The following is a 20,379-nucleotide window of genomic DNA, read 5'->3' on the forward strand; positions in this document are numbered from 1 at the left end:
GACTTTGTCAGCAGTCTGATTAATTTGCAACTCTTCACTGCTTTTCAGGCTGATCAAGGCAATGCCGAGCATCGCCAGCAAAAAGCCGCTGAAAAAGTGAATATCTGGTTTCTTGCCGTTTAAAAACAGCATATTCAACAGCGCGGTCAGCAGTGGCGCCACGGCAATAATAATCCCGACATTGCTGACTTGGGTGTAGAGCAGAGCGATGTTTTCCAATAAAAAATACAAGGTGATGCCACTCAGCCCGGCAGCGGCGAAATAGGCTTCTTGCTGCCAGCCGACAAAAGGCAGTTTGCGCGGATAGATCAGGCAAAGTGCGGTAAAGCCGATGGCAAAGCGGATCAGCAGAATTTCTAACGGTCGGAAATCTTGCAATAATACCTTGGTGGCAACATAGGTCATACCCCACACCAAAATGGTGAACAGCACAATAAGATGCCCTTTGATTTCGGCATTAGCAGCAGTATTCGTAGCCGATGAAACAGGCTTTAACATGCTTTGACTCGCCACATGCAGATGAATGCCAACAGAATGAACAGCAGACAGAAATAGAACACTGAGGCATAATCCCAGATTTCGGCAATTGCACCGGCGATCGGGCCGGCGATCACCCAACTGCTTTTGGCGGCATTGGTAAACAGTGTGGTTGCGGCACCCATTTGCTGTGGCATCAAATCTTGAAAATAGAGCATGCCGATCGTGGCGATAATTCCGATCAGCACGGCATTAAACAGCTGTAACGCGATTAAGCCCCATGGATTTTCAATTCGCAACAAGCCGAGATAAAACACCAATCCGCAGACAATCGCAAACTGAACTAACCGTTTTTTGTTGATATAACGGGTCAGATAACCGGCAAGTAACATGATCGGAATTTCTAAACCGGCAGCAGTGCCCATTAAAATACCTGCCAGTTTCTCTTCCAGCTGTAATTCTTTGATTACATATAACGGCATATTGATTAAATAAATGCTGTTGCAGCAAAATATCAGCATCGTGGCAAGGAACAAATACAGTGTCGAGCGGCGGTTTTGTTGCGGCGCTTGTGTTTTTGTTGTCGTGGAATGATCACTTGTTTGCCGTGGTAATTTAGGCAGCAGCAACAGGGCGAGCAGTCCGCTGCCGATAAAAGTCAATGCGCCAATTGAAAACAGCACTTCAAAGCCCATACCAACCACTAAAGAAAACGCCAATGGCGGTCCGACAATCCATGCCAATGAAATTTGTGTGCGCATAATGGTGGAAAACATCACTGCTTCTTTACGGCTGCTGTCGGCGTATTCGCGCGCAAAAGCAAAAATTTGCGGGTTCGATGCCGAACCTAAGCCGAACAGCACGACGGCAAAGGTGATCAGGATGTAGTAATTGCGGCTGAAGGCAAAGATAAAATAGCCGGCAGCTGCCATAAAACAGCAGATCAAAATGATCTTGCGCCGATCCGGTTGGCGGTCGGAGTAGTTGCCGAGCAGCTGCCCGATTATGATCCCGACCACGGCATTAAAGGAGTAAAAGAAGCCGACCGCCATCGGGCTGGCCTGCACTTCCTGCGATAAAAACAGGCTTAGCACCGGCAGTTGGAATGCCGAGCCGATCCCGGTCAAAAATGCCATTAATAAAAAAGCAAAGGCAATAACATTAGCATGATTGCCGGAGGAGGTGGAATGGAAATCTCGCATTTTGGGCTGGTCTTGGGTTGGGGGTGTTATCGTAAAAGCAGTATCTTAACATAAAGCTCAGCAGTGTGAAATCCGAATCGGGTTTCGCCGATGGCGAGCATACTTTCTTTGCTCGTGCAAAGAAAGTAGCCAAAGAAACACGTCCCAATTGTAGTGCTATTCTTCGCCTTTGCTAATTTCTACGCTCAATTTGTAAACTCGCTGCGCTCAGACACGACAAATTGAGCTTGAAATCTTCACGCAAACGCTCAGGCACTACAGATGGGGAATAAAAACCAACCATACCGCACTTTCATTTAGAAACAAATTCAAAGCACAAAGTGCGGTTTAAAACCTTGTACTCTACGTCGTGTTTTTAGGGTTACCTTGCTTGTTGCTGTCATATTTCTGTCACATTTCTTTTGTATAGTAGGTACGCCTCAGCTATTGAGTGCCTATTTTAATAAACATAAGGAGACAACCATGAAGCGACGCTATTTATTACCCTTTGTGCTGGCAGCTCTGCCGTTAAGTGCGGTGGCGCAGACCATCTATCCGATTGATCGCGCCACTATGATGGCGGACGGCAAATTCGATTTCAAAGTGGAATTCGATGAAATCGTCAGCCCGGATCAAGTCAGCATTTTAATTAACGGTAATGATTTCAAAGACGTGTTAGGCAGCAGCAACGTTGAATTTATCGAAAAAGAAGACGGCAAAGATGTGTCTGCATTGTGGCTGCGTAATGTCAGCATCAAACAAGCTGGCGATTATAAAGTCGAAGCCAAAGCCGGAGAACAGCAAAGTGCGGTCAACTGGACGGTTTATCAAACCCCGGACGTGGCGAAAGCCAAAAATGTGATCTTCTTCTTGGGCGACGGCTTATCGGTGGCGCACCGCACCGGTGCGCGGATTCTCTCTAAAGGCGTGACGGAAGGGAAAGCCAACAGTTTATTGGCGATGGATACCTTACCGATTACCGGTTTTATCGGCACGTCGAGCACCGATGCCATCACTGCCGACAGTGCCAACACCATGAGCGCCTACATGACCGGACACAAATCGGCGATTAACGCACTGGGGGTGTATGTCAGCCGTTCAGATGATAATTTGAATCACCCGAAACAAGAGACCTTGGGCGAAGTGATTAAACGTAAAACCAACAAAAGCGTCGGCATAGTCACCGATTCTGAAATCCAAGATGCCACGCCAGCTGCGGTGGTTGCCCATACCCGCCGCCGTGCCGACAAAGACAAAATCACCGGCATGTTGTTTGAGGTGAAACCGGATGTGATTTTGGGCGGCGGTTCGGCGTATTTTCTACCACAAAGCGTACCCGGTTCAAAGCGTAAAGACGAGTTGAACTACGTTGAAATGTTCAAAAATGACGGTTATAAACTGGTCACCAGCAATACTGAACTGACCTCGATTCCGCAAGACACCAAACAATTGCTGGGTTTGTTCCACACCGGAAACATGGACACCGTGCTGGATCGTCGTTTCCTGACCGATAACGGCGTGAGCAAAAAATTCCCTGATCAACCGGACTTGACCACTATGACCCAAACCGCACTTGATGTGCTGTCACAAAATCCGGACGGTTTTGTGCTGGTGGTCGAATCATCATTAATCGACAAAGCCTCGCATCCGTTGGATTGGGAGCGCGCGATCATGAGTACGATTATGTTTGACCAATCAATTGATATTGCGAAAAAATTTGCCGAAACCCACCCTGACACCCTTATCATCGTCACCGGTGATCACACCCACGGCATTTCATTGATCGGTACGGTCGACGACGACAAACCGGGCGATGAAATGCGTGAAAAAGTCGGTGTGTATGCGGCAGCGGGTTACCCGAATTATGAAGACAAAAACGGTGATGGCTATCCGGATAAACTGGATGTCAGCAAACGTCTGGCGGTTTTCTTCAATAACTATCCGGATTATTACGAAACTTTCCGTCCGAAACTCGACGGTCAATTCGTTCCGGCGTTGAAAAACGAAAAAGACGAATACGTTGCCAATGAAGCCTATAAAAATATTCCGGGGGCAGTGTTGCGCACCGGTATTCTGCCGAAAAGCGAATCCACCGGGGTGCATGCGATCGATGATATCGTGATTCAGGCGCAAGGGCCTGGCTCGGAAGCGATCAAGGGTTATATGGAAAACTCGGATATTTTCAAGGTGATTGTGGACAGTTTAGCGATTAATAACGCACAAAAATAATGGAATTTGAATGGTGAACAACATTTTACAATCCAATCAAGCGGGGGCGACCCCGCTGTTTTCATTACGTCGTTTACAGCAGCGATTGGCAGGTGTTTGCTTGGTGTTATTGACACTGCCAGCTTTGGCGGCGCCCTCGCTAACCTTTGATGAGTTATACGGCAAAATCTCGGTGTTGGGCATGGAATTTTCCCAAAAAGTCAAAGATCTGAAAGATCAGACCGTGGAGATGAACGGCTTTATGGCACCGCCGCTGAAAGCCGACGCACAGTTTTTTGTGCTGACCAAAGCACCGATGGCACTGTGTCCGTTCTGTTCTTCCGATGCCGATTGGCCTGCCGATATTGTGGTGGTGTATTTGGATGAAAAACAACCGTTCGTACAAAACAATGCCATGATCAAGGTGACAGGAAAATTGGAATACGGCTCGTGGACCGATCCGCAAACCGGCTTTGTCAGCTTGCTACGCATTACCAATGCCAGATTCAAGAAATTATAAAACAGGCTTTTTAGTTTGACAGGAGATCAAATGTTAGAGATTAAGGATTTGACCGTCAACATTGCGGCATTGCCAGAACCAATTTTGGCGATACCGCACTTATCCATTCCCGCCGCACAACAAATTGCGGTGATGGGACCTTCCGGCTGTGGAAAAAGCACATTTTTAAATATCATCAGTGGATTATTAAAACCGACAGCCGGTTCTGTGAAATGGCAGCAACAAGAGCTGACCGCACTTTCAGCCACCGCTTGCGATACATGGCGTTTTCAACATGTCGGCATGGTGATGCAGGATTTTTATCTGACCAACGGCTTGAGTGCGTTGGAAAATGTGTTACTGCCGTTGGCTTTTCGTCACTGGCGCATATCCGATGCGCTGAAACAGCGGGCGGAATCTTTGCTGGAACAGCTGAACATGCCACGGCGGCACAGTGATGTCGCCAAATTATCGCGCGGTGAAATGCAGCGAGTGGCGATTGCGCGAGCGCTGTTGGCGCAACCGCAGGTGATTATCGCCGATGAACCGACCGCCAGTCTGGATGCGGAAAACAGCCGCAATATTGCCCGTTTATTATTGGAAATCAGTGAAAAAGAGAAGTGTACCTTGCTGGTGGCGACCCATGATCGTTTCTTATCCGAACAGCTGCAACGCCGACTGTTGCTTCAAAACGGGGTTATCATGTCGGATCAGCAAACAGGAGCGCAACTATGTTAATGCTAAAACTGTTATTACTTGACTTTAAAAAGAGCAAATTCGGCAGCCTGCTGATTATTTTTCTGATTGCGTTGTCAACTGCATTGAGTATCACCGTCAGTTTGCAGGAGCGTGCATTGCGTGAAGGCAGTGCGCAAGCGGCGGATCGCTTTGATTTGCTGATCGGTGCGCCAGGCAGCGAAGTGCAGTTGGTGCTAAGTACCGTGTTTTTACAACCGTCGCCGTTAAATCTGTTGGATACCGCCGTTTTTAAGGAGATTGAGGCTAATCCGCAGGCCGATTGGGCAGCACCGTTGGCATTCGGCGACTACTATCAAGGTATGCCGATTGTCGGCACTAATACCGCACTTGTGCTCGACGGCGGCAATCGCCAACTTGCCGTCGGACGAGCGTTTGAAAAAGATTATGAAGCGGTGGTAGGTGCCAAGAGCGGTTTAGCGCTCGGTGACAGTTTTAGCCCGATGCACGGTCAATTGGGTGAAGCCAATCACCACGCCCATGACGAGATTAGTTATACGGTTGTCGGTATTTTACCGCCAGAGGGCAGCATTTGGGATAAAGCCTTATTGGTGCCGATTACCAGTGTCTGGGATGTTCATCAACATCATGACCATGATCATCACGCGCACGAGCATGACGGACCGCCGGGCTATGGCGATGAGCATGATCACGACCACGACCATGATCACGACCACGACCATGATCACAGCCATGCGATTGAAGAGTTGGGCATGTCGGCGGTGGTGATTAAGCCGCAAAGTTTTGCCGGTGCTTATCAACTGCGCAGCCAATATAAAACCGAGACCACCCAAGCCGTATTTCCGGCGGAAGTGCTGGTGCGGGTGTATGGCGTGTTAGGCGACAGCAAAGAAGTGTTGCTGTGGGTGTCTATCGTCACGCAAGTGTTGGTCGCAACCGCACTTTTGATGATCATTGTGCTGTATTTGCAAAATCGACAAAAACAGGTGGCAGCGTGGCGGATTTTCGGTGCACCACGTGCTAAGATCTTCTTGCTGATTTGGTTTGCCTTGATCGTGATGATAGCTGTTGCAATGCTGCTCGGCACAGCGATTGGTTATGTCGCTGCGCAGCTCATCTCACAGCATTTGAGCCGACAAAGCGGCTTTGTATTGCCGGTGCGTTTGGGCGAAGAGGAATACCTGTTTATTGTGTTTAATTTTATTTTTGCCATTGTGCTGGCATTGCTGCCGTCGTTGCTGCTTTACCGCCGTTCACCAATAAATGTTTTACGAAATACGCAAGAATGATATGATAACGCCCTAAATTAGTCGTGATAATGTGAGTTTTAGGTTAAGGAGAACTTGTGTTGCAACATCATATCGAACAACACAGTGTGGTTGACAACCAGCGCTTAGTGGTGACGCTGGCATCCACTCAAGCCGAAATTGAAGAGGCGCAACGCTTGCGCTACGAGATTTTTGCCAATGAAATGGGGGCGAAAATTCAGAGTATAAACGGTTTGGATATTGATAAATATGATGAACATTGCCAGCATTTAATTGTCCGTGATGAAGACAACGGACGCATTGTCGGTTGCTATCGTCTGTTGACCATTGAAGGCGCACGCAAAGTCGGCGGCTGGTACAGTGCTGGCGAGTTTGATCTCAGTCGAATCGAACATATTTTAGATCGTACTGTCGAATTGGGACGGGCTTGCGTGCATAAAGACTACCGCAACGGCGGTGTCGTGTTGCTGTTGTGGACCGGATTGATTAAATTCATGCACTTGGAGAATCTGTCGTATATGATCGGCTGCGGCAGTATCAGCATGAGCGACGGCGGCCACAGCGCAGCGAGCCTGTACCGTAAATTGGAGAAAAAATATCTATCGCCGTTGGAATATCGGGTGTTTCCGCATGTGCCGGTGCAATTGGATAAATTGCAACAGGATTTAGAGGTTTCCACACCGGCGCTGATTAAAGGCTATCTGCGTGCCGGCGCCTATATTTGCGGTGAACCGGCTTGGGATCCGGATTTCAACTCGGCGGACGTGTTGATTATGATGCCGATCACCCGTCTGGACGAACGTTATTTAAAGCATTTCTGTCGTTGATCGGCACAGTTAAAATAAGGCGGATTATGCAAACGTTGCGAGTTTTTTGGCGCTTATCATGGATTATGTACTATCTGTTAAGCGGTGTGTTTCAAATGTTGGTGTTGTTTCGTTGGTGCACGCCACAACAAAAATTGGCGCGGATTCAACGCTGGTCGCAAAATATTTTGCGGGTGTTTAACATTCAGGTCAACGCCCATAACGTACCGCACTTATCACAAGTCAAAGGCTCGATGTTTATCTCGAATCACGTTTCTTGGTTGGATATTTTTGCCATCAATGCCGTGTTGCCGGGGCAGTTTATAGCCAAAGACGATGTGCGCAAATGGCCGATTATCGGCTATCTGGCAGCGCAAGCCAACACAGTGTTTGTGTCGCGTCAACGTGGCAACGGCAGTACACAGGGCAAAGTTGACGGCGTGGCAACCGCACTTCGCAACGGCGCACAGATCACCCTGTTTCCGGAAGGCACATCAACCATCGGCGATCAGGTGTTGCCGTTCAAAAGCAGTTTCTTTCAGGCGGCGATTGACGCTGAAGCTAAGATTTGGCCAGTACTGTGTTTCTATCCGGCGCAAAACGGTGGTGTCAACCGTACCATGGCGTATTACGGCGATATCAGTCTGGTGCAATCCCTAAAAGATCTGGCAGCACAAAAGTGCGGTGTGATTGAACTCAATTTTTTTGAAGCGATTGATGCCACAGCAAAAGAACGCCGTGATCTCGCCGAACATACCCAACAAATGCTGGCAACCGAACTGGCGAAGACGTTGGAGCGTAGTTGTTAGTCTTTTTCGGCTATAAATCAGTTTGATTGATTTAATCAAGTATAGTGATTAAAATATAAACAAAGTGAGCAAAGGAGTAAGCTATGCCGATTGTTATTGTGAATACTGATTTTGTTATCCATAAAGAAGATGAACATTGGACGAGCAAAGAGCTGGCAATGCTCGACGAGCAGATTGCAGAAGATAAACAATTGTATTGAATCCGCCCCTGAAGCCCTACTACAGCAAGTTGCAGAACGTTTGAGTAATGGTGACCTAAAGGCGTGGGAATTGCTATCCAGATAAAGTGGTACGTGAACGCATTTATTAAACACTATTCACTCATCCCTCAAATCTGCCAATGCCCCTTTCGTTGCCAATGCCAAATCCTGTGCGCTCAAGGCAATATCCAAACCGCGTTTGCCGCCGGAGACGTAGATCACATCCCACTCAACCGCACTTTGATCAATAAAGGTGGGCAAGGCTTTTTTCTGTCCGATCGGGCTGATGCCGCCGACCAGATAGCCGGACGATTTTTGTGTGGCATCGATTTCTGCCATCTCTACCTTTTTCACTTTCAGCGCTTTGGCGGCTTTTTTCAGGCTTAACAAATGCGACACCGGCAGCACCATCACCGCCAGTTTTTTCTGATCGCCATTTATTGCGACCAACAGGGTTTTGTAGGTTTGATCGGGGCTGAGGCCCAATTTTTCTGCCGCCTCTTGCCCGAAATCGGTGTTGTGTGGGTCGTGTTGGTAACTGTGGATCGTATGTGAAATTTTTTGTTTTTTCAGGTAATTAATTGCCGGTGTCATGGGGTAACTCTCGATTCTTTTACAGACTTATTGCCGGAAATTCCGTAGAATAGCCGCCAATTATTGTAGCACTGTTTTAGAAAATAGGGGAAAAGATGCAAACAAAACTGAATATTGTCATCGCCGCAGAGTTCGAGTTGGCGGAGAAGATCGCAGATTTATTAGAACAAAGCGAGTTATCTGTCGAGAAAATAACCGTTGCCGAGATTTATCCGTTCGGTGAGGAGCAGGGCTTGCGCTTTAATAACCGTGCGGTGGAGCAGCAAAATATTGAAGAGCTTGATTGGTCGGATAAGCAATATCTATTTTTTGCCGGAGAAGCCAAACACGCCGGTTATCTGGCGCAAGCGGCGGACAGCGGCTGTGTGGTGATCGACCTCAACGGTGTGTGTGCGGCATTGCAAGATGTGCCGTTAATCGTGCCGGGTTTTAATGACGAGCAACTGTCCGAACTGCGTAACCGCAATATCGTGGCGCTTGCCGATCCACAAATCAGCCAGTTACTGCTTGCCGCAGGTGAGCTGTTACTGCAAGGGAATATTAATAGGGTGTTGGTTACCTCAATGTTGCCGGCATCGTATGTGAATGCCGAGCAGGTGAAAAAATTGGCGGGACAGACGGCACGTTTATTGAACGGGATCCCGTTGGACGAGGGCGAAGTGCGGTTGGCATTTGATGCAGCGCCGTTCAAACTGTACAGCAGCGAGCGCTTGCTGCAACAGTTCCAAAAAATCCTGCCAAACAGTGACATTCAATTGGTGATCCACCAAGTGCAAAGTGCGGTTTTCTACGGCTTAGCACAACAAGTAACCGCACTTTCCGACTACCAAACCGACGTGGGGCAATGGCAAGCGGCATGGCAACAAAACGAATGGCTTGTGTGGCATGAGGAACACATTGTCACGCCGGTGACCAATGGCGAACAGTATCAAGAACAAGATCAACTGCATATCAGTGATGTGCAAGCATTAGAAAACGGTATTCAGTTTTGGTCGGTGTGCGACGAACAGCGTTTCAGTTTGGCATTTCTCGGTGTGAAATTGGTAGAAACGGCATATTTGCAAGGTTATTAGCCGTTCAAGTGTGGTGTGCTTCATAAAATAGATAAAAAATAAAAGGGGTCTATAATGCGTAAAATAATGAGCAGCTTATTGGTGTTGTCGATGGCGGGCACTGTGGTTGCTAAAGAGATTAACATCAAATTACTGGGAACCTCCGATGTGCATGGACGAGTGGTGCCTTGGAGCTATGGGGCTGATGTTGAAGATCGTTCGGGATCTTATGCCCAGATTGCCAGTTATGTTAAGCGTGTGAAGCAGCAGCATGATAATGTGGTTTTGATTGATGTTGGCGATGCGATTCAGGATAACCAAGTGGAAGTGTTTGCCAAAACCCCGGAGTACTACCAAGACAATCCGATTCCGAAAGTATTAAATGCGATGGGTTATGATATTTTTGTGTTGGGAAATCATGAGTTTAATTTTGGTATGCCAGCGTTAGATGCTATTTTGCAAGATATCAACGCACAAAAAATTACCGCTAATTTTTATCATCAATCCGGCGAGCGTTATTTAGCCCCAACCACGATTATTGAAAAAGACGGGGTGAAACTGGGTATTATCGGTTTGACTACGCCGATGTCGGCGATCTTTGAAAAGGATACCGGACACTTAAACGCGATGAAATTTAGCTCGCCGATTGAGGAAGCCAAGCAGCAAATTGCGGCGTTAAAAGCCCGGCATGTCGATGCGATTATTGTGGTTGCCCACATGGGCATTGAGAATGAAAACAACATTGCCGCAACCGGCGTTAGGGATCTGGTCAATGCGGTTGAGGGGATTGATGTGATTATTGCCGGGCATATGCACCAAAATATACCCGGCGAAACCATTAATAATGTGTTAATCACCGAGCCGCACCGTTACGGCACGGTGGTTTCTGAAGTGGATTTAACCTTTGATATTGATGAGAAACAGCAGGTTAAACTGTTGTCAAAAGCGGCAAAAACGGTGCCGGTGAAAGCGCTGGATGCCGATCCTGAAATCGTCAGCATTTACCAACCTTATCATGACGAGTTAAGACGCTTAAATAATGTCGTGATTGGTGAAACCGCCAATGACATGGTTTTGCAACAGAAAAATCATGGGGTATCCGTTGCTTTTTCACAAGATACAGGGTTATCGTCGCTGATTACCGACGTCGAATTACATTACAGCAAAGCTGATGTGGTTTCCTTTGCCTTTGATCATGAAACGGTACGTTTGGATAAAGGGCCGATTAAGAAAAAAGATATTATTTATAACTACCGTTATGCCGGCGGTGATGTGACGGTGTATGAGTTGAGCGGCAAACAGCTGAAGCAGTATATGGAGTGGTCAGCCGACTATTTTAATACCATTGAAGCAGGCGATACGGCTTATCGTTATGATCCAGAGCGTGGAAAATCCAAATATGTGACCTTCGATATTTTTGGTGGGGTCAACTATAACATTGATTTAACCCAGCCAAGCGGACATAAAATTGTTGATTTAACCTTAGCTGACGGACGCCCGGTGACGGATGAACTCAAATTAAAAGTCGGTATGAACTCCTACCGCTTTGGGCAACTCAGCAAAACAGGGGGAATTTTTGCAGGACAGACCATTCCGGTTTTATGGGAATCGAAAGTGGCTTTAGGCAGTGAAGCCGGCACTATTCAAAATATGATGATCGACTATATTACCCAGGTGAAGCAAGGCAAAATCGACGGTTTGTCGCATAACCGTTGGCGGATTATCGGTTTAAAATAGGGTCTGTTTATTTTTAAAGTGCGGTTTGAGCAGAACCGCACTTTGCTTTTCTATGGTTTTCTATTTGAAACCATAGGCTTGCAACTGTTGATAGCCGCCTAGGTTGATCACATTATGATAGCCTAACTTTTCTAATTCGGCTTTTGCCAATTCGGAGCGGCGCCCACTGCGGCAGTAAACATAAATCGGTTGCTGTTTATCACTGCTTATCTGACTGATTTGTGCCGCAATTTGATCGTGGGGAATATGAACCGCACTTTGCAAATGTCCGGCATTAAACTCCTCAAGACTGCGTACATCCAGCAAAATCGCCTGCTGAGTTTGTTGCTGCTGTTGCAATTGTTGTGGCGTGTGTTTTGGCGTAGTCATATTGGCTTGTACTGTTGAAAATAAGCCGCTGAATAAGCAGATTCCGCCGGCTATCCATTTTAACATTCGCATTTGTACCTCCTGATATTAAAAATCGAGGTCAGATTAGCTTGTTATACAATAATTGCTTGCACAAGAGTATCGCCTTGTTGCGATTTCATATCAGCTCTGCCTGTTGTAGCACCACCGCTTGCAGCACTTTGATGCCCGCCTCCACATCTTGCCAATCGGTGTGTTCCAACGGATTGTGGCTGATGCCTTGGCGTGACGGCACAAAAATCATACCGGTCGGACATAGGGTTGCCATGTGCATGGCGTCGTGTCCGGCACCGCTTGGCATAATTTCATAGGTATAGCCTAAGTCTGCCGCAGCTTGCTCAACCGTATTAACCATGTCTGTATCCAAGATGATAGGTTGATCGCGCGAAATCAGTTGCAGTTCGATCTGTAAGCCGCGTTGTTGGCTGACCTTATCGATTTTTTGTCGTAAGGCAGAAAATACGCTTTCCCGTGCGGTAATATCAGTGCCGCGAATATCGATCAATAATTCACAATAGCCCGGCACCACGTTCATCACGCCCGGTTTAACCTGCAGTTGTCCCACTGTGGCGACAGTGGCGTGTCCGGCACGAATCGCGGCTTGCTCCAATTCCAATGCTAATTCGGCGCCGCCTAATAATGCATCATGGCGATAATTCATTGCCGTTGCGCCGGAGTGATCCGCTTGGCCTTGAATTTTCACGATGCAGCGAATCGGTGCCGCAATGCCGGTGACGACACCGATGGTTTTTTGTTCATTTTCCAGACGAGGTCCCTGTTCAATATGCAATTCAAAAAAGCATTTAAACTCAGCAGCGGAGCGTTTGGCTTGATCGACTTGCTGAAAATCCAAGCCGATTTGTTGAAGTGCGGTGGCGAGGCTAATCCCGTTTTTATCTTGCAAATGGGCTAAATCCGCTTGCTTGCTGACACCGCACATTACCTTACTGCCCAAAGTAGCATAGTTAAAACGGCTGGACTCTTCGCAAGTAAAAATGATTAATTCCAATGGATAACGGGTTTGCTGTTGTTTTTCACACAATTGCAACAGGATTTCCAAGCCGGCAATGGTGCCAAGCGGTCCGTCGAATTTTCCGGCATTGATCACTGTGTCGATATGTGAACCGAATGCCACCGCGGGCAGATCGTTTTGCTTGCCGTCACGGCGGATCGTCATATTGCCGATTTGATCAATGCGAATCGTCAATGCATGCTGCCGACAGAGATCGAGCAAATAATCACGCGCCTGTGAATCTTGCGGGCTGAATGCCAAACGCGTCAATCCGTCGCTTTCGGCGGAAATGGCGGCTAAGTGATTGATCACGGTTTTTACCCGCTGCATATTGATTGTCATAAGAATTTCTCCCGGTTGTCCGCATAGTTTTACAAAACGTTTGTTGAAAGCATGATCAACTTCACTATAAACAAAAATGACTTGATGTAAAATCAAATCGTTAAATACGCCCTAATTATGACTAAATAAAGGAGTATGCTGATGAGTGTCAAAAAAATGCTGTTAATGAGCGGTTCCAAGTATCGCAACACCGAATATTTGGTGCATTGTATCCCTTGGATTAGCCGTTTTTTAGCCGATTATCGCGGCAAAACTTTGGCTTTCGTGCCTTATGCCGGTATCAGTCGCAGTTATGAACAATATGAACAGGCGGTTAAGCAGGCGTTGCAAGCACTGGAAATGAACATTCTTTCCATCCATCAGGCTCAAGATCCCAGCGACATTATTGAACAAGCTGATGCGATTGCCATTGGTGGTGGCAATACGTTTTGTCTGTTAAATCAGCTGTATCGGCACAATCTGCTGGAACCGATTCGGGCAAAAGTGAATAGCGGCACGCCGTATTTCGGCTGGAGTGCCGGGGCGAATGTTGCCGGCGCTTCAATTATGACCACCAACGATATGCCGATTGTCTATCCGCCGTCATTTGAAGCCTTGAACCTGTTTCCGGCACAAATCAACCCGCACTTTATCTCCGGCAAAATACAGGGGCATAACGGCGAAAGTCGCGAAGAGCGGTTAAATGAGTTTTTGCTGGTCAACCCGAAAGCGGTGGTGTACGCCTTGCCGGAAGGTACGGCGTTGCACATTCGTGATCACACCGCAACGGTATTGGGCTTTGACGATATTTTGCGTTTCAATGGGAAAATGGACATGGAAACCATTGCGGTCAACTCCACGTTCAATTATGAATGAGTTTAGTTGGTTGGAGGTTGTAAATGAGCGAATTAAAGATGGGCATTGCGTTATTGGGCATCGTCGTGACCATTTATCTGTTGATTAAAAAATATGAAACCCGCACGGTGCTGTTGGGCGTCGGTTTAGTGATGGCAGTGCTCACCCTGAATCCGATGGGCGTATTGGCAGAATTTGCCAAAAGTATGACCAGTGCCGGGTTGATTATGGCAATTTGTTCCAGCATGGGCTTTGCCTATGTGATGAAATATACCGAATGCGATATGCACTTGGTACATTTGTTGACTAAACCTTTGAGCGGTTTGAAATTTTTTCTGATTCCGATCGCGACGATTCTAACTTTTTTTATCAATATCGCCATTCCGTCGGCGGCCGGTTGTGCGGCGGCGGTGGGTGCAACCTTGATACCGGTGCTGAAATCGGCTGGCGTGCGTCCGGCAACCGCCGGGGCGGCAATTTTGGCAGGAACATTCGGCTCGATGATGAGTCCCGGTTCTTCTCACTCGGCAATGATCAGTGAAATGTCGGGTTTGACGGTGACCCAAGTGAACCTGAGCCATGCGCCTTACACCATTATTGCCGGCGCAATCGGTGCGGTAGTATTGACGATTTTAGCTGTGGCTTTGGGCGATTATCACAAAAAATTCCGTGATGAATATTTGGCGGAAAACCAAAACGCAGAGCAACATTTCAGCAAGGTGAATTTTTTGTATGCGCTGGCGCCGTTGATTCCGGTGGTGTTGTTGGTGATCGGCGGCACTGAATTGCAACAAATCTCTTGGCTGGCATGGACCAAAATGACGGTGCCGGAAGCGATGTTGATCGGTGCGATTTATGCGATCATCGTCACTCGAGCTTCACCGGTGAAAATCACCAATGAATTTTTCAACGGCATGGGCAATTCCTATGCCAACGTGTTGGGAATTATCATTGCCGCCAGTGTATTTGTCGCCGGGCTGAAATCGACCGGGGCGATTGACTCGGCAATTGAATTTTTGAAATCTTCCAATGAATTTGTCCGTTGGGGGGCGACTATTGGGCCGTTTTTGATGGGCATCATCACCGGTTCCGGCGATGCGGCGGCGATAGCCTTCAATACGGCGGTGACACCGCATGCGGTTGAGCTGGGTTATACTCATGTCAATTTAGGCATGGCAGCTGCAATTGCCGGTGCTATCGGCCGCACGGCTTCGCCGATTGCCGGGGTGACCATTGTCTGTGCCGGTTTGGCGATGGCGAATCCGGTGGATATGATTAAACGAACTGCACCGGGCATGGTGCTGGCGGTATTGTTTTTGGCACTGTTTATGTTATAGCGGGAGGGTAGCATGGGCGTTAATCCACAACAGTTGATTGCGTGGCGGCGGGAATTCCATCAATTTCCGGAAACCGGTTGGTGTGAATTTTTGACCACCACTAAATTGGCACAATACTTGTCTGAGATGGGCTTTGAAGTGCGGTTGGGCAAGCAAATTATCAACCCTGAGTTTGTACGCGGGCGGCAACAAGCCGTAGTTGATGTCGGATTAAAACGGGCGATTGAGCGGGGTGCCGATCAAAACTGGTTGGAGAAAATGGACGGTTATACCGGCTGTGTGGCGATTTTTGATTCCGGCAGAGCGGGTAACACGGTGGCGCTGCGCTTCGATATCGATTGTGTCAATGTGCAGGAAACCGCACTTGAGGATCATCTACCCAACAAATTGGGTTTCCGCTCGCAAAATGACGGTTTTATGCACGCCTGCGGGCATGACGGACACATGGCGATCGGCTTGGGGGTGGCGCAATGGATTGCGGACAACCAAGCGCAATTAAACGGTAAAATCAAACTAGTGTTTCAGCCGGCGGAGGAAGGTGTGCGTGGGGCAGCGGCAATTGCCGCCAGCGGTATTATCGATGATGCCGACTATTTTGCGGCCTCTCATCTCAGCTTCTGTGCCGATTCCGGCACGATTATTGCAAATCCGAAAAAATTTCTTTGCACTACAAAAATGGATATTCGCTATCAAGGCAAACCGGCACATGCCGGTGCCGCACCGCACTTGGGACGCAATGCTTTGCTGGCGGCGGCACATGCGGTGACACAACTGCACGGCATTTCGCGCCACGGCGACGGCATGACTCGAATCAATGTCGGGGTGCTGAAAGCAGGCGAAGGGCGCAATGTGATTCCGACCACTGCGGAAGTGCAGTTGGAGGTGCGCGGTGAAAATGCCGAGATCAATCAATATATGGTGGATCAAGTGTTGCAAATCGCCAAAGGTATCGCTATCAGTTTTGATGTGAACTATGAAACTGAAATTATGGGCGAAGCGGTCGATCTCGATAACGATGCTGAATTGGTTGAATTAATCAGCGAGTTGGCGCAAAAAGAGACCGGCGTGGCACAAGTTGCCCCAACCTATAGCTTCAACGGCAGTGAAGACGCGACTATTCTCGGACGACGGGTGCAGCAACACGGCGGCAAAGCGATTTACTTTATTGTTGGCGCCGACCGCACCGCCGGACACCATCAAGCCGAATTCGATTTTGATGAACAGCAACTGCTGACCGGGGTTAATCTGTATACCGCACTTTTGCAGCGGCTGAACGCTTGATTAAAACTCACAGGTAAAATACCGCACTGGCACAACGTGCGGTATTTTCTCGTTCAAATTGCCGTTAAAGATTCGCTTTATATTGACGATCAGCATTCTGATAATTCTCCAGAATATCGCTTTGCGGCTGTTTAGTCAGCAGTGAAACCAGCACGATAGCCAGTGAAGACAGGATGAAACCGGGGATCATTTCATAAATTCCGCTGTCCGGAATCACTCTATTCCAGAAACTGACCACCAATGCGCCAGTCATCATTCCCGCCATAGCACCGTTGGCGTTAGTGCGTTGCCAAAAGAGCGAAAACAGCACCAGTGGCCCAAACGAGCTGCCGAAGCCCGCCCAGGCATGTTCCACCAGTTTCAACACCTGACTTTCCGGATTCTGGGCGATTGCAATCGCAATCACCGCAATGGCCAACACCATCAAGCGTCCTAACCACACCAGTTCTTTGTCACTGGCTTTGGGGCGAATAAAGCCACGGTAAAAATCCTCGGTGATCGCACTGGAGGAGATCAGCAGCTGGCAACTTAAGGTGCTCATCACGGCGGCTAAAATTGCGGACAGCAGCACCCCGGCAATCCACGGATTAAACAGATGGCGTGCCAGTTCGATAAAGATTTGTTCCCGATTGTTGTTGACCGCTGTTGCCAAGTCTGGATGGGCGTAGAAATAGGCAATCCCGAAAAAACCAACCCCGACAGCGCCCAATAAGCAAAAAATCATCCATGAGATACCGATGCGTCGTGCGCTGGTCAATGAACGCACATTTTCCGCCGCCATAAAGCGTGCCAAAATATGCGGTTGCCCAAAATAGCCCAATCCCCAAGCAGATAAACTGAATAAACCGATCAGCGATGTGCCTGTCCACATATCGGTGAAGTTTTTGCCCAGATCATTGCTTGCCGCTGCCAAGACCTGTGAAAAATCATCGATGCCACCAATGGCAAACAGCACCATCACCGGCGTGATAATCAGCGCCAGTACCATTAAAGTAGCCTGCACGGTGTCAGTCCAGCTGACCGCTAAGAAGCCACCGATAAAAGTGTAAATAATGGTGGCGAGAGCACCGTACCAAAGTGCGGTTTGGTAAGGTGTGCCGAACAGGTTTTCAAACAAGCGTGCTCCGGCGACAACGCCTGAGGAACAATAAATCGTGAAGAAAAACAGAATGATGCTGGCAGCAACGATTTTTAACATTTTGTGGTTGTTATTGCCCTGTTTTGAGCTGAAACGGGCTTGAAAATACTCTGGCAGCGTCAACGCATTATCGTGGCTTTCGGTAAACACCCGCAAGCGCCCGGCAACGAAGTACCAGTTCAAATAAGCGCCGATGGTCAAGCCAATTGCAATCCAAGCCTCCACCAGTCCGGCAGCATACACCGCACCGGGCAGCCCCATCAGCAACCAACCGGACATATCCGATGCGCCGGCGGACATGCCGGTGACAAAGCCGCCCAGACTACGCCCGCCGAGAATGTAGTCGGATAAGTTGCTGGTGTAGCGGTATGCCAATACCCCAATCAGCAGCATGCCGATGATATAAATGGTAAAAGTGATAATCGTTGGATCGTAGCCAAACATAAACAGACCCCATGTATTATTTGAAAAAAAGGGGCAAATTATAGCATTGATTTGGCGCAGAGAGTTAGCTTCTTGCGCCGAAAATCGCTGTGCCGATCCGCACTTGGGTGGAACCGCACTTGATCGCCATCGCCATATCACCGCTCATGCCTAATGATAGCGTGTCAATTTGCTGTTCAGGCAGGGCAAGTTGCAGTTGCTGAAATAGCTGTTGCATGCGGCTGAAAGCCTGTTGCTGCACGCTTAGATCGTCACTATCTTGTGGAATCGCCATCAGACCACGCAGGCGCAAATTCGGCAGCGCAGCAATTTGTGTTGCAAGCGGCAGTAAGTCGAGTGGCATAATGCCGGATTTAGTGGTTTCGTCGCTGATATTGATTTGAATCAGCACATTTAACGGCGCAAGTGCGGTCGGACGTTGCTGACTGAGGCGTTCAGCAATTTTCAACCGATCGACGGTTTCAATCCAGTCAAAATGTTCTGCCACCAAACGGCTTTTATTCGATTGCAACGGTCCGATAAAATGCCACTCCAACTGAACTCGTTGTGATTGAAAATACTGGATTTTTTCCACGCCTTCCTGGACATAATTCTCACCAAACGCAGTTTGCCCGGCAGCAACTGCTTCAGCAATTGCAGAAAATGGTTTGGTTTTGCTGACCGCCAACAGTTTTACCGAACCCAACGTGCGGTCAGCTTGTTGACAATCGTGAGTGATTTGCTGATGAATCTCAGCCAGATTTTGTTGAATGGACATTGATAATTTTAGTTAAGTGAACGAAAAGTGCGGTTATTCTAGCGTGGAATGGTGAGGCTGTCTAAGTAAGAGTGGTTTCAGATTGAAAACAAACACTTATTTTGGAATCGGTGTCGTAAATTTTATTGCTGAGCTTATCGGGTAGCATTTAGCGGAGCTATAGTTATTACTACTTATTATAAATTGTTATCTGTAGTTGACAGTTTATAGATGAATCAGATATTCTCAACGAGATATAGGCTTAAGACATGAATGGTGTATCAGAAGAAATTATTGTTAAAAGCAGCAGCTACTTTAAGAAATGGCTAAGAAAGTTAAAAAATCCATTAGCAAAAGCAAAAATCAATCTTCGTATTAAAAATTTACTCTTAGGGAATTTAGGAGATGTTAAGCCAATAGGTGATGGATTGTCAGAGCTCAGAATTCATGAAGGGCAAGGATATCGAGTGTATATCAAAAGTAGGTCTTCTCTTAACCCGAAAACAAAGAAGATGGTATGCACGATAATTATTCTTTTATGCGGCGGCGATAAATCAACGCAAGATGAAGATATAGCAAGGGCAAAATGGATGTCAACCAGCAAAGAAATTAAGGAGTTTTTAAATGAAAACCAATATGACTGAAAGTGATCTTCAATTGGAAGATTATGATCCTGCTGAATTTCTTAATAACGAAGAAGATATGAAATTATATCTGAATGAGGCACTGAAAGACGGCAATATTAGCTTAGTGTTGTCTGTTTTGGGCGATATTGCCAGAGCACGAAATGTCTCCCAACTTTCAAAAGAGGTCGGCATTAGTCGAGAAGGGCTGTATAAAGCCTTATCAGGTAAAGGTAATCCAAGCTTCAGCACAACTTATAAAATTATCCAGGCACTGGGGATGCGGTTAGAAGTTCATGCAGGATAGATATAAAATGAGTATAGTATGATTGATTTGTCAATATTTTTATCTTTTTCAAACTTTTAATTGACAACCTGAACGAAATTCTGTATTTCTATCACATCAATTTTTTTTAAAAATTAACCAAATTATGCAAAACAACACAACCATTATCACCACCATTATGATTACCATGCGTAAGTCCGTGGCGGGTTAGTGTTGTATAACAAAATCAAAGCAACCCGCACCGACCAATCAACATATTAGAAAAATCAGGAGAAGATTATGCGAGTGCTTAAATTTGGAGGAACGTCGTTGGCGAATCCGGAACGCTTTTTACAGGCTGCCGGGTTGATCGAACAGGCGCATTTGAAGGATCAGGCGGCAGGCGTGCTG

20 protein-coding genes are annotated in these 20,379 nt (G+C 47.4%); 13 read left to right on the forward strand and 7 right to left on the reverse strand.

Annotated features, from left to right (window positions below; all coding sequences use genetic code 11):
* Together FHQ30_RS08040 and FHQ30_RS08045 are read right to left on the reverse strand one after the other, a co-directional pair.
* Positions 1–498 (reverse strand): DMT family transporter (locus FHQ30_RS08040; protein WP_139610914.1); only part of this gene is annotated, 498 nt, incomplete at its 3' end.
* On the reverse strand, positions 492–1,679 hold the full coding sequence (locus FHQ30_RS08045; RefSeq protein WP_139610915.1) for an MFS transporter: 1,188 nt from the start codon (positions 1,677–1,679) through the stop codon (positions 492–494). The genes FHQ30_RS08040 and FHQ30_RS08045, both read right to left, overlap by 7 nt.
* Positions 1,680–2,141: 462 nt before the next feature.
* Here FHQ30_RS08045 and FHQ30_RS08050 point away from each other — a divergent pair, with 462 nt between their 5' ends.
* Genes FHQ30_RS08050 through FHQ30_RS08075 form a run of 6 tightly spaced genes read left to right on the forward strand, consistent with a single transcriptional unit; the run spans position 2,142 to position 7,965 of the window.
* Complete coding sequence (locus tag FHQ30_RS08050; RefSeq protein ID WP_139610916.1) at positions 2,142–3,887, forward strand: alkaline phosphatase; 1,746 nt, start codon at positions 2,142–2,144, stop codon at positions 3,885–3,887.
* Between the two features lie 10 nt (positions 3,888–3,897).
* Positions 3,898–4,386 (forward strand): hypothetical protein, encoded by a 489-nt coding sequence (locus FHQ30_RS08055; RefSeq protein ID WP_267963786.1) that lies wholly within the window; start codon positions 3,898–3,900, stop codon positions 4,384–4,386.
* A 30-nt stretch (positions 4,387–4,416) separates the two neighbouring features.
* Positions 4,417–5,103 (forward strand): ABC transporter ATP-binding protein, encoded by a 687-nt coding sequence (locus tag FHQ30_RS08060; RefSeq protein WP_139610917.1) that lies wholly within the window; start codon positions 4,417–4,419, stop codon positions 5,101–5,103.
* Positions 5,097–6,371: an FtsX-like permease family protein gene (locus FHQ30_RS08065; protein ID WP_139610918.1), complete on the forward strand. Its 1,275-nt coding sequence runs from the start codon at positions 5,097–5,099 to the stop codon at positions 6,369–6,371. Before FHQ30_RS08060 ends, FHQ30_RS08065 begins: the two co-directional genes overlap by 7 nt.
* 56 nt (positions 6,372–6,427) lie before the next feature.
* The gene (locus tag FHQ30_RS08070) at positions 6,428–7,177 is read left to right on the forward strand and encodes a GNAT family N-acetyltransferase (RefSeq protein WP_132967095.1); all 750 of its coding nucleotides are present in this window, start codon (positions 6,428–6,430) and stop codon (positions 7,175–7,177) included.
* On the forward strand, positions 7,087–7,965 hold the full coding sequence (locus FHQ30_RS08075; protein WP_139610919.1) for a lysophospholipid acyltransferase family protein: 879 nt from the start codon (positions 7,087–7,089) through the stop codon (positions 7,963–7,965). Before FHQ30_RS08070 ends, FHQ30_RS08075 begins: the two co-directional genes overlap by 91 nt.
* A gap of 317 nt (positions 7,966–8,282) precedes the next feature.
* Here the strand turns inward: FHQ30_RS08075 and ybaK are convergent, their stop codons facing one another.
* Positions 8,283–8,759 (reverse strand): Cys-tRNA(Pro) deacylase, encoded by a 477-nt coding sequence (ybaK, locus tag FHQ30_RS08085; RefSeq protein ID WP_139610920.1) that lies wholly within the window; start codon positions 8,757–8,759, stop codon positions 8,283–8,285.
* A gap of 95 nt (positions 8,760–8,854) precedes the next feature.
* On the opposite strand from ybaK, the gene FHQ30_RS08090 reads away from it, so the two are divergent.
* A complete protein-coding gene (locus tag FHQ30_RS08090; protein ID WP_139610921.1) occupies positions 8,855–9,832 on the forward strand; it encodes an oxidoreductase in 978 nt (325 codons plus the stop codon).
* Between the two features lie 54 nt (positions 9,833–9,886).
* Positions 9,887–11,548, forward strand: coding sequence for a bifunctional metallophosphatase/5'-nucleotidase (locus FHQ30_RS08095; RefSeq protein WP_139610922.1), 1,662 nt, complete (start codon positions 9,887–9,889; stop codon positions 11,546–11,548).
* A 60-nt stretch (positions 11,549–11,608) separates the two neighbouring features.
* On the opposite strand, the gene FHQ30_RS08100 is transcribed toward FHQ30_RS08095, so the two are convergent.
* Together FHQ30_RS08100 and FHQ30_RS08105 are read right to left on the reverse strand one after the other, a co-directional pair.
* A complete protein-coding gene (locus FHQ30_RS08100; RefSeq protein ID WP_267963787.1) occupies positions 11,609–11,989 on the reverse strand; it encodes a rhodanese-like domain-containing protein in 381 nt (126 codons plus the stop codon).
* An 85-nt stretch (positions 11,990–12,074) separates the two neighbouring features.
* Positions 12,075–13,310: a Zn-dependent hydrolase gene (locus tag FHQ30_RS08105; protein ID WP_139610923.1), complete on the reverse strand. Its 1,236-nt coding sequence runs from the start codon at positions 13,308–13,310 to the stop codon at positions 12,075–12,077.
* Positions 13,311–13,451: 141 nt separating this feature from the next.
* Here FHQ30_RS08105 and pepE point away from each other — a divergent pair, with 141 nt between their 5' ends.
* From pepE to FHQ30_RS08120, 3 genes are read left to right on the forward strand one after another with little or no spacing between them, the layout of a single operon-like run.
* Positions 13,452–14,165 carry a dipeptidase PepE gene (gene pepE, locus FHQ30_RS08110; RefSeq protein ID WP_267963788.1) on the forward strand — a complete coding sequence of 238 codons (714 nt, stop codon included), beginning with the start codon at positions 13,452–13,454 and terminating at the stop codon, positions 14,163–14,165.
* Between the two features lie 23 nt (positions 14,166–14,188).
* Positions 14,189–15,481, forward strand: coding sequence for a C4-dicarboxylate transporter DcuC (gene dcuC, locus FHQ30_RS08115; RefSeq protein ID WP_139610924.1), 1,293 nt, complete (start codon positions 14,189–14,191; stop codon positions 15,479–15,481).
* A gap of 12 nt (positions 15,482–15,493) precedes the next feature.
* The gene (locus FHQ30_RS08120) at positions 15,494–16,762 is read left to right on the forward strand and encodes a M20 family metallo-hydrolase (RefSeq protein ID WP_139610925.1); all 1,269 of its coding nucleotides are present in this window, start codon (positions 15,494–15,496) and stop codon (positions 16,760–16,762) included.
* A gap of 64 nt (positions 16,763–16,826) precedes the next feature.
* Here FHQ30_RS08120 and putP read toward each other — a convergent pair whose 3' ends face one another.
* Together putP and FHQ30_RS08130 are read right to left on the reverse strand one after the other, a co-directional pair.
* On the reverse strand, positions 16,827–18,344 hold the full coding sequence (gene putP, locus FHQ30_RS08125) for a sodium/proline symporter PutP (RefSeq protein ID WP_139610926.1): 1,518 nt from the start codon (positions 18,342–18,344) through the stop codon (positions 16,827–16,829).
* 64 nt (positions 18,345–18,408) lie between these two features.
* On the reverse strand, positions 18,409–19,101 hold the full coding sequence (locus FHQ30_RS08130; RefSeq protein WP_139610927.1) for a YggS family pyridoxal phosphate-dependent enzyme: 693 nt from the start codon (positions 19,099–19,101) through the stop codon (positions 18,409–18,411).
* A gap of 248 nt (positions 19,102–19,349) precedes the next feature.
* Between FHQ30_RS08130 and FHQ30_RS08135 the strand changes: the two genes are divergently transcribed.
* Both FHQ30_RS08135 and FHQ30_RS08140 read left to right on the forward strand, forming a co-directional pair.
* Positions 19,350–19,724 (forward strand): type II toxin-antitoxin system RelE/ParE family toxin, encoded by a 375-nt coding sequence (locus tag FHQ30_RS08135; protein ID WP_139610928.1) that lies wholly within the window; start codon positions 19,350–19,352, stop codon positions 19,722–19,724.
* Positions 19,717–20,010, forward strand: coding sequence for an addiction module antidote protein (locus FHQ30_RS08140; RefSeq protein ID WP_139610936.1), 294 nt, complete (start codon positions 19,717–19,719; stop codon positions 20,008–20,010). The genes FHQ30_RS08135 and FHQ30_RS08140 overlap by 8 nt, the downstream gene beginning before the upstream one ends.
* Positions 20,011–20,379 lie beyond the last annotated feature (369 nt).

Origin of the sequence: Testudinibacter sp. 'clade 2' (assembly GCF_006227735.1) — a bacterium.
Taxonomy (GTDB): domain Bacteria; phylum Pseudomonadota; class Gammaproteobacteria; order Enterobacterales; family Pasteurellaceae; genus Chelonobacter.

Coding starts and splice junctions, on each gene's coding strand:
- FHQ30_RS08045 (WP_139610915.1), bottom strand. CDS start 1,679: ATGCGAGATTTCCATTCCACCTCCTCCGGCAATCATGCTAATGTTATT.
- FHQ30_RS08050 (WP_139610916.1), top strand. CDS start 2,142: ATGAAGCGACGCTATTTATTACCCTTTGTGCTGGCAGCTCTGCCGTTA.
- FHQ30_RS08055 (WP_267963786.1), top strand. CDS start 3,898: ATGGTGAACAACATTTTACAATCCAATCAAGCGGGGGCGACCCCGCTG.
- FHQ30_RS08060 (WP_139610917.1), top strand. CDS start 4,417: ATGTTAGAGATTAAGGATTTGACCGTCAACATTGCGGCATTGCCAGAA.
- FHQ30_RS08065 (WP_139610918.1), top strand. CDS start 5,097: ATGTTAATGCTAAAACTGTTATTACTTGACTTTAAAAAGAGCAAATTC.
- ybaK (WP_139610920.1), bottom strand. CDS start 8,759: ATGACACCGGCAATTAATTACCTGAAAAAACAAAAAATTTCACATACG.
- FHQ30_RS08090 (WP_139610921.1), top strand. CDS start 8,855: ATGCAAACAAAACTGAATATTGTCATCGCCGCAGAGTTCGAGTTGGCG.
- FHQ30_RS08095 (WP_139610922.1), top strand. CDS start 9,887: ATGCGTAAAATAATGAGCAGCTTATTGGTGTTGTCGATGGCGGGCACT.
- FHQ30_RS08100 (WP_267963787.1), bottom strand. CDS start 11,989: ATGCGAATGTTAAAATGGATAGCCGGCGGAATCTGCTTATTCAGCGGC.
- FHQ30_RS08105 (WP_139610923.1), bottom strand. CDS start 13,310: ATGACAATCAATATGCAGCGGGTAAAAACCGTGATCAATCACTTAGCC.
- pepE (WP_267963788.1), top strand. CDS start 13,452: ATGAGTGTCAAAAAAATGCTGTTAATGAGCGGTTCCAAGTATCGCAAC.
- dcuC (WP_139610924.1), top strand. CDS start 14,189: ATGAGCGAATTAAAGATGGGCATTGCGTTATTGGGCATCGTCGTGACC.
- FHQ30_RS08120 (WP_139610925.1), top strand. CDS start 15,494: ATGGGCGTTAATCCACAACAGTTGATTGCGTGGCGGCGGGAATTCCAT.
- putP (WP_139610926.1), bottom strand. CDS start 18,344: ATGTTTGGCTACGATCCAACGATTATCACTTTTACCATTTATATCATC.
- FHQ30_RS08130 (WP_139610927.1), bottom strand. CDS start 19,101: ATGTCCATTCAACAAAATCTGGCTGAGATTCATCAGCAAATCACTCAC.
- FHQ30_RS08135 (WP_139610928.1), top strand. CDS start 19,350: ATGAATGGTGTATCAGAAGAAATTATTGTTAAAAGCAGCAGCTACTTT.
- FHQ30_RS08140 (WP_139610936.1), top strand. CDS start 19,717: ATGACTGAAAGTGATCTTCAATTGGAAGATTATGATCCTGCTGAATTT.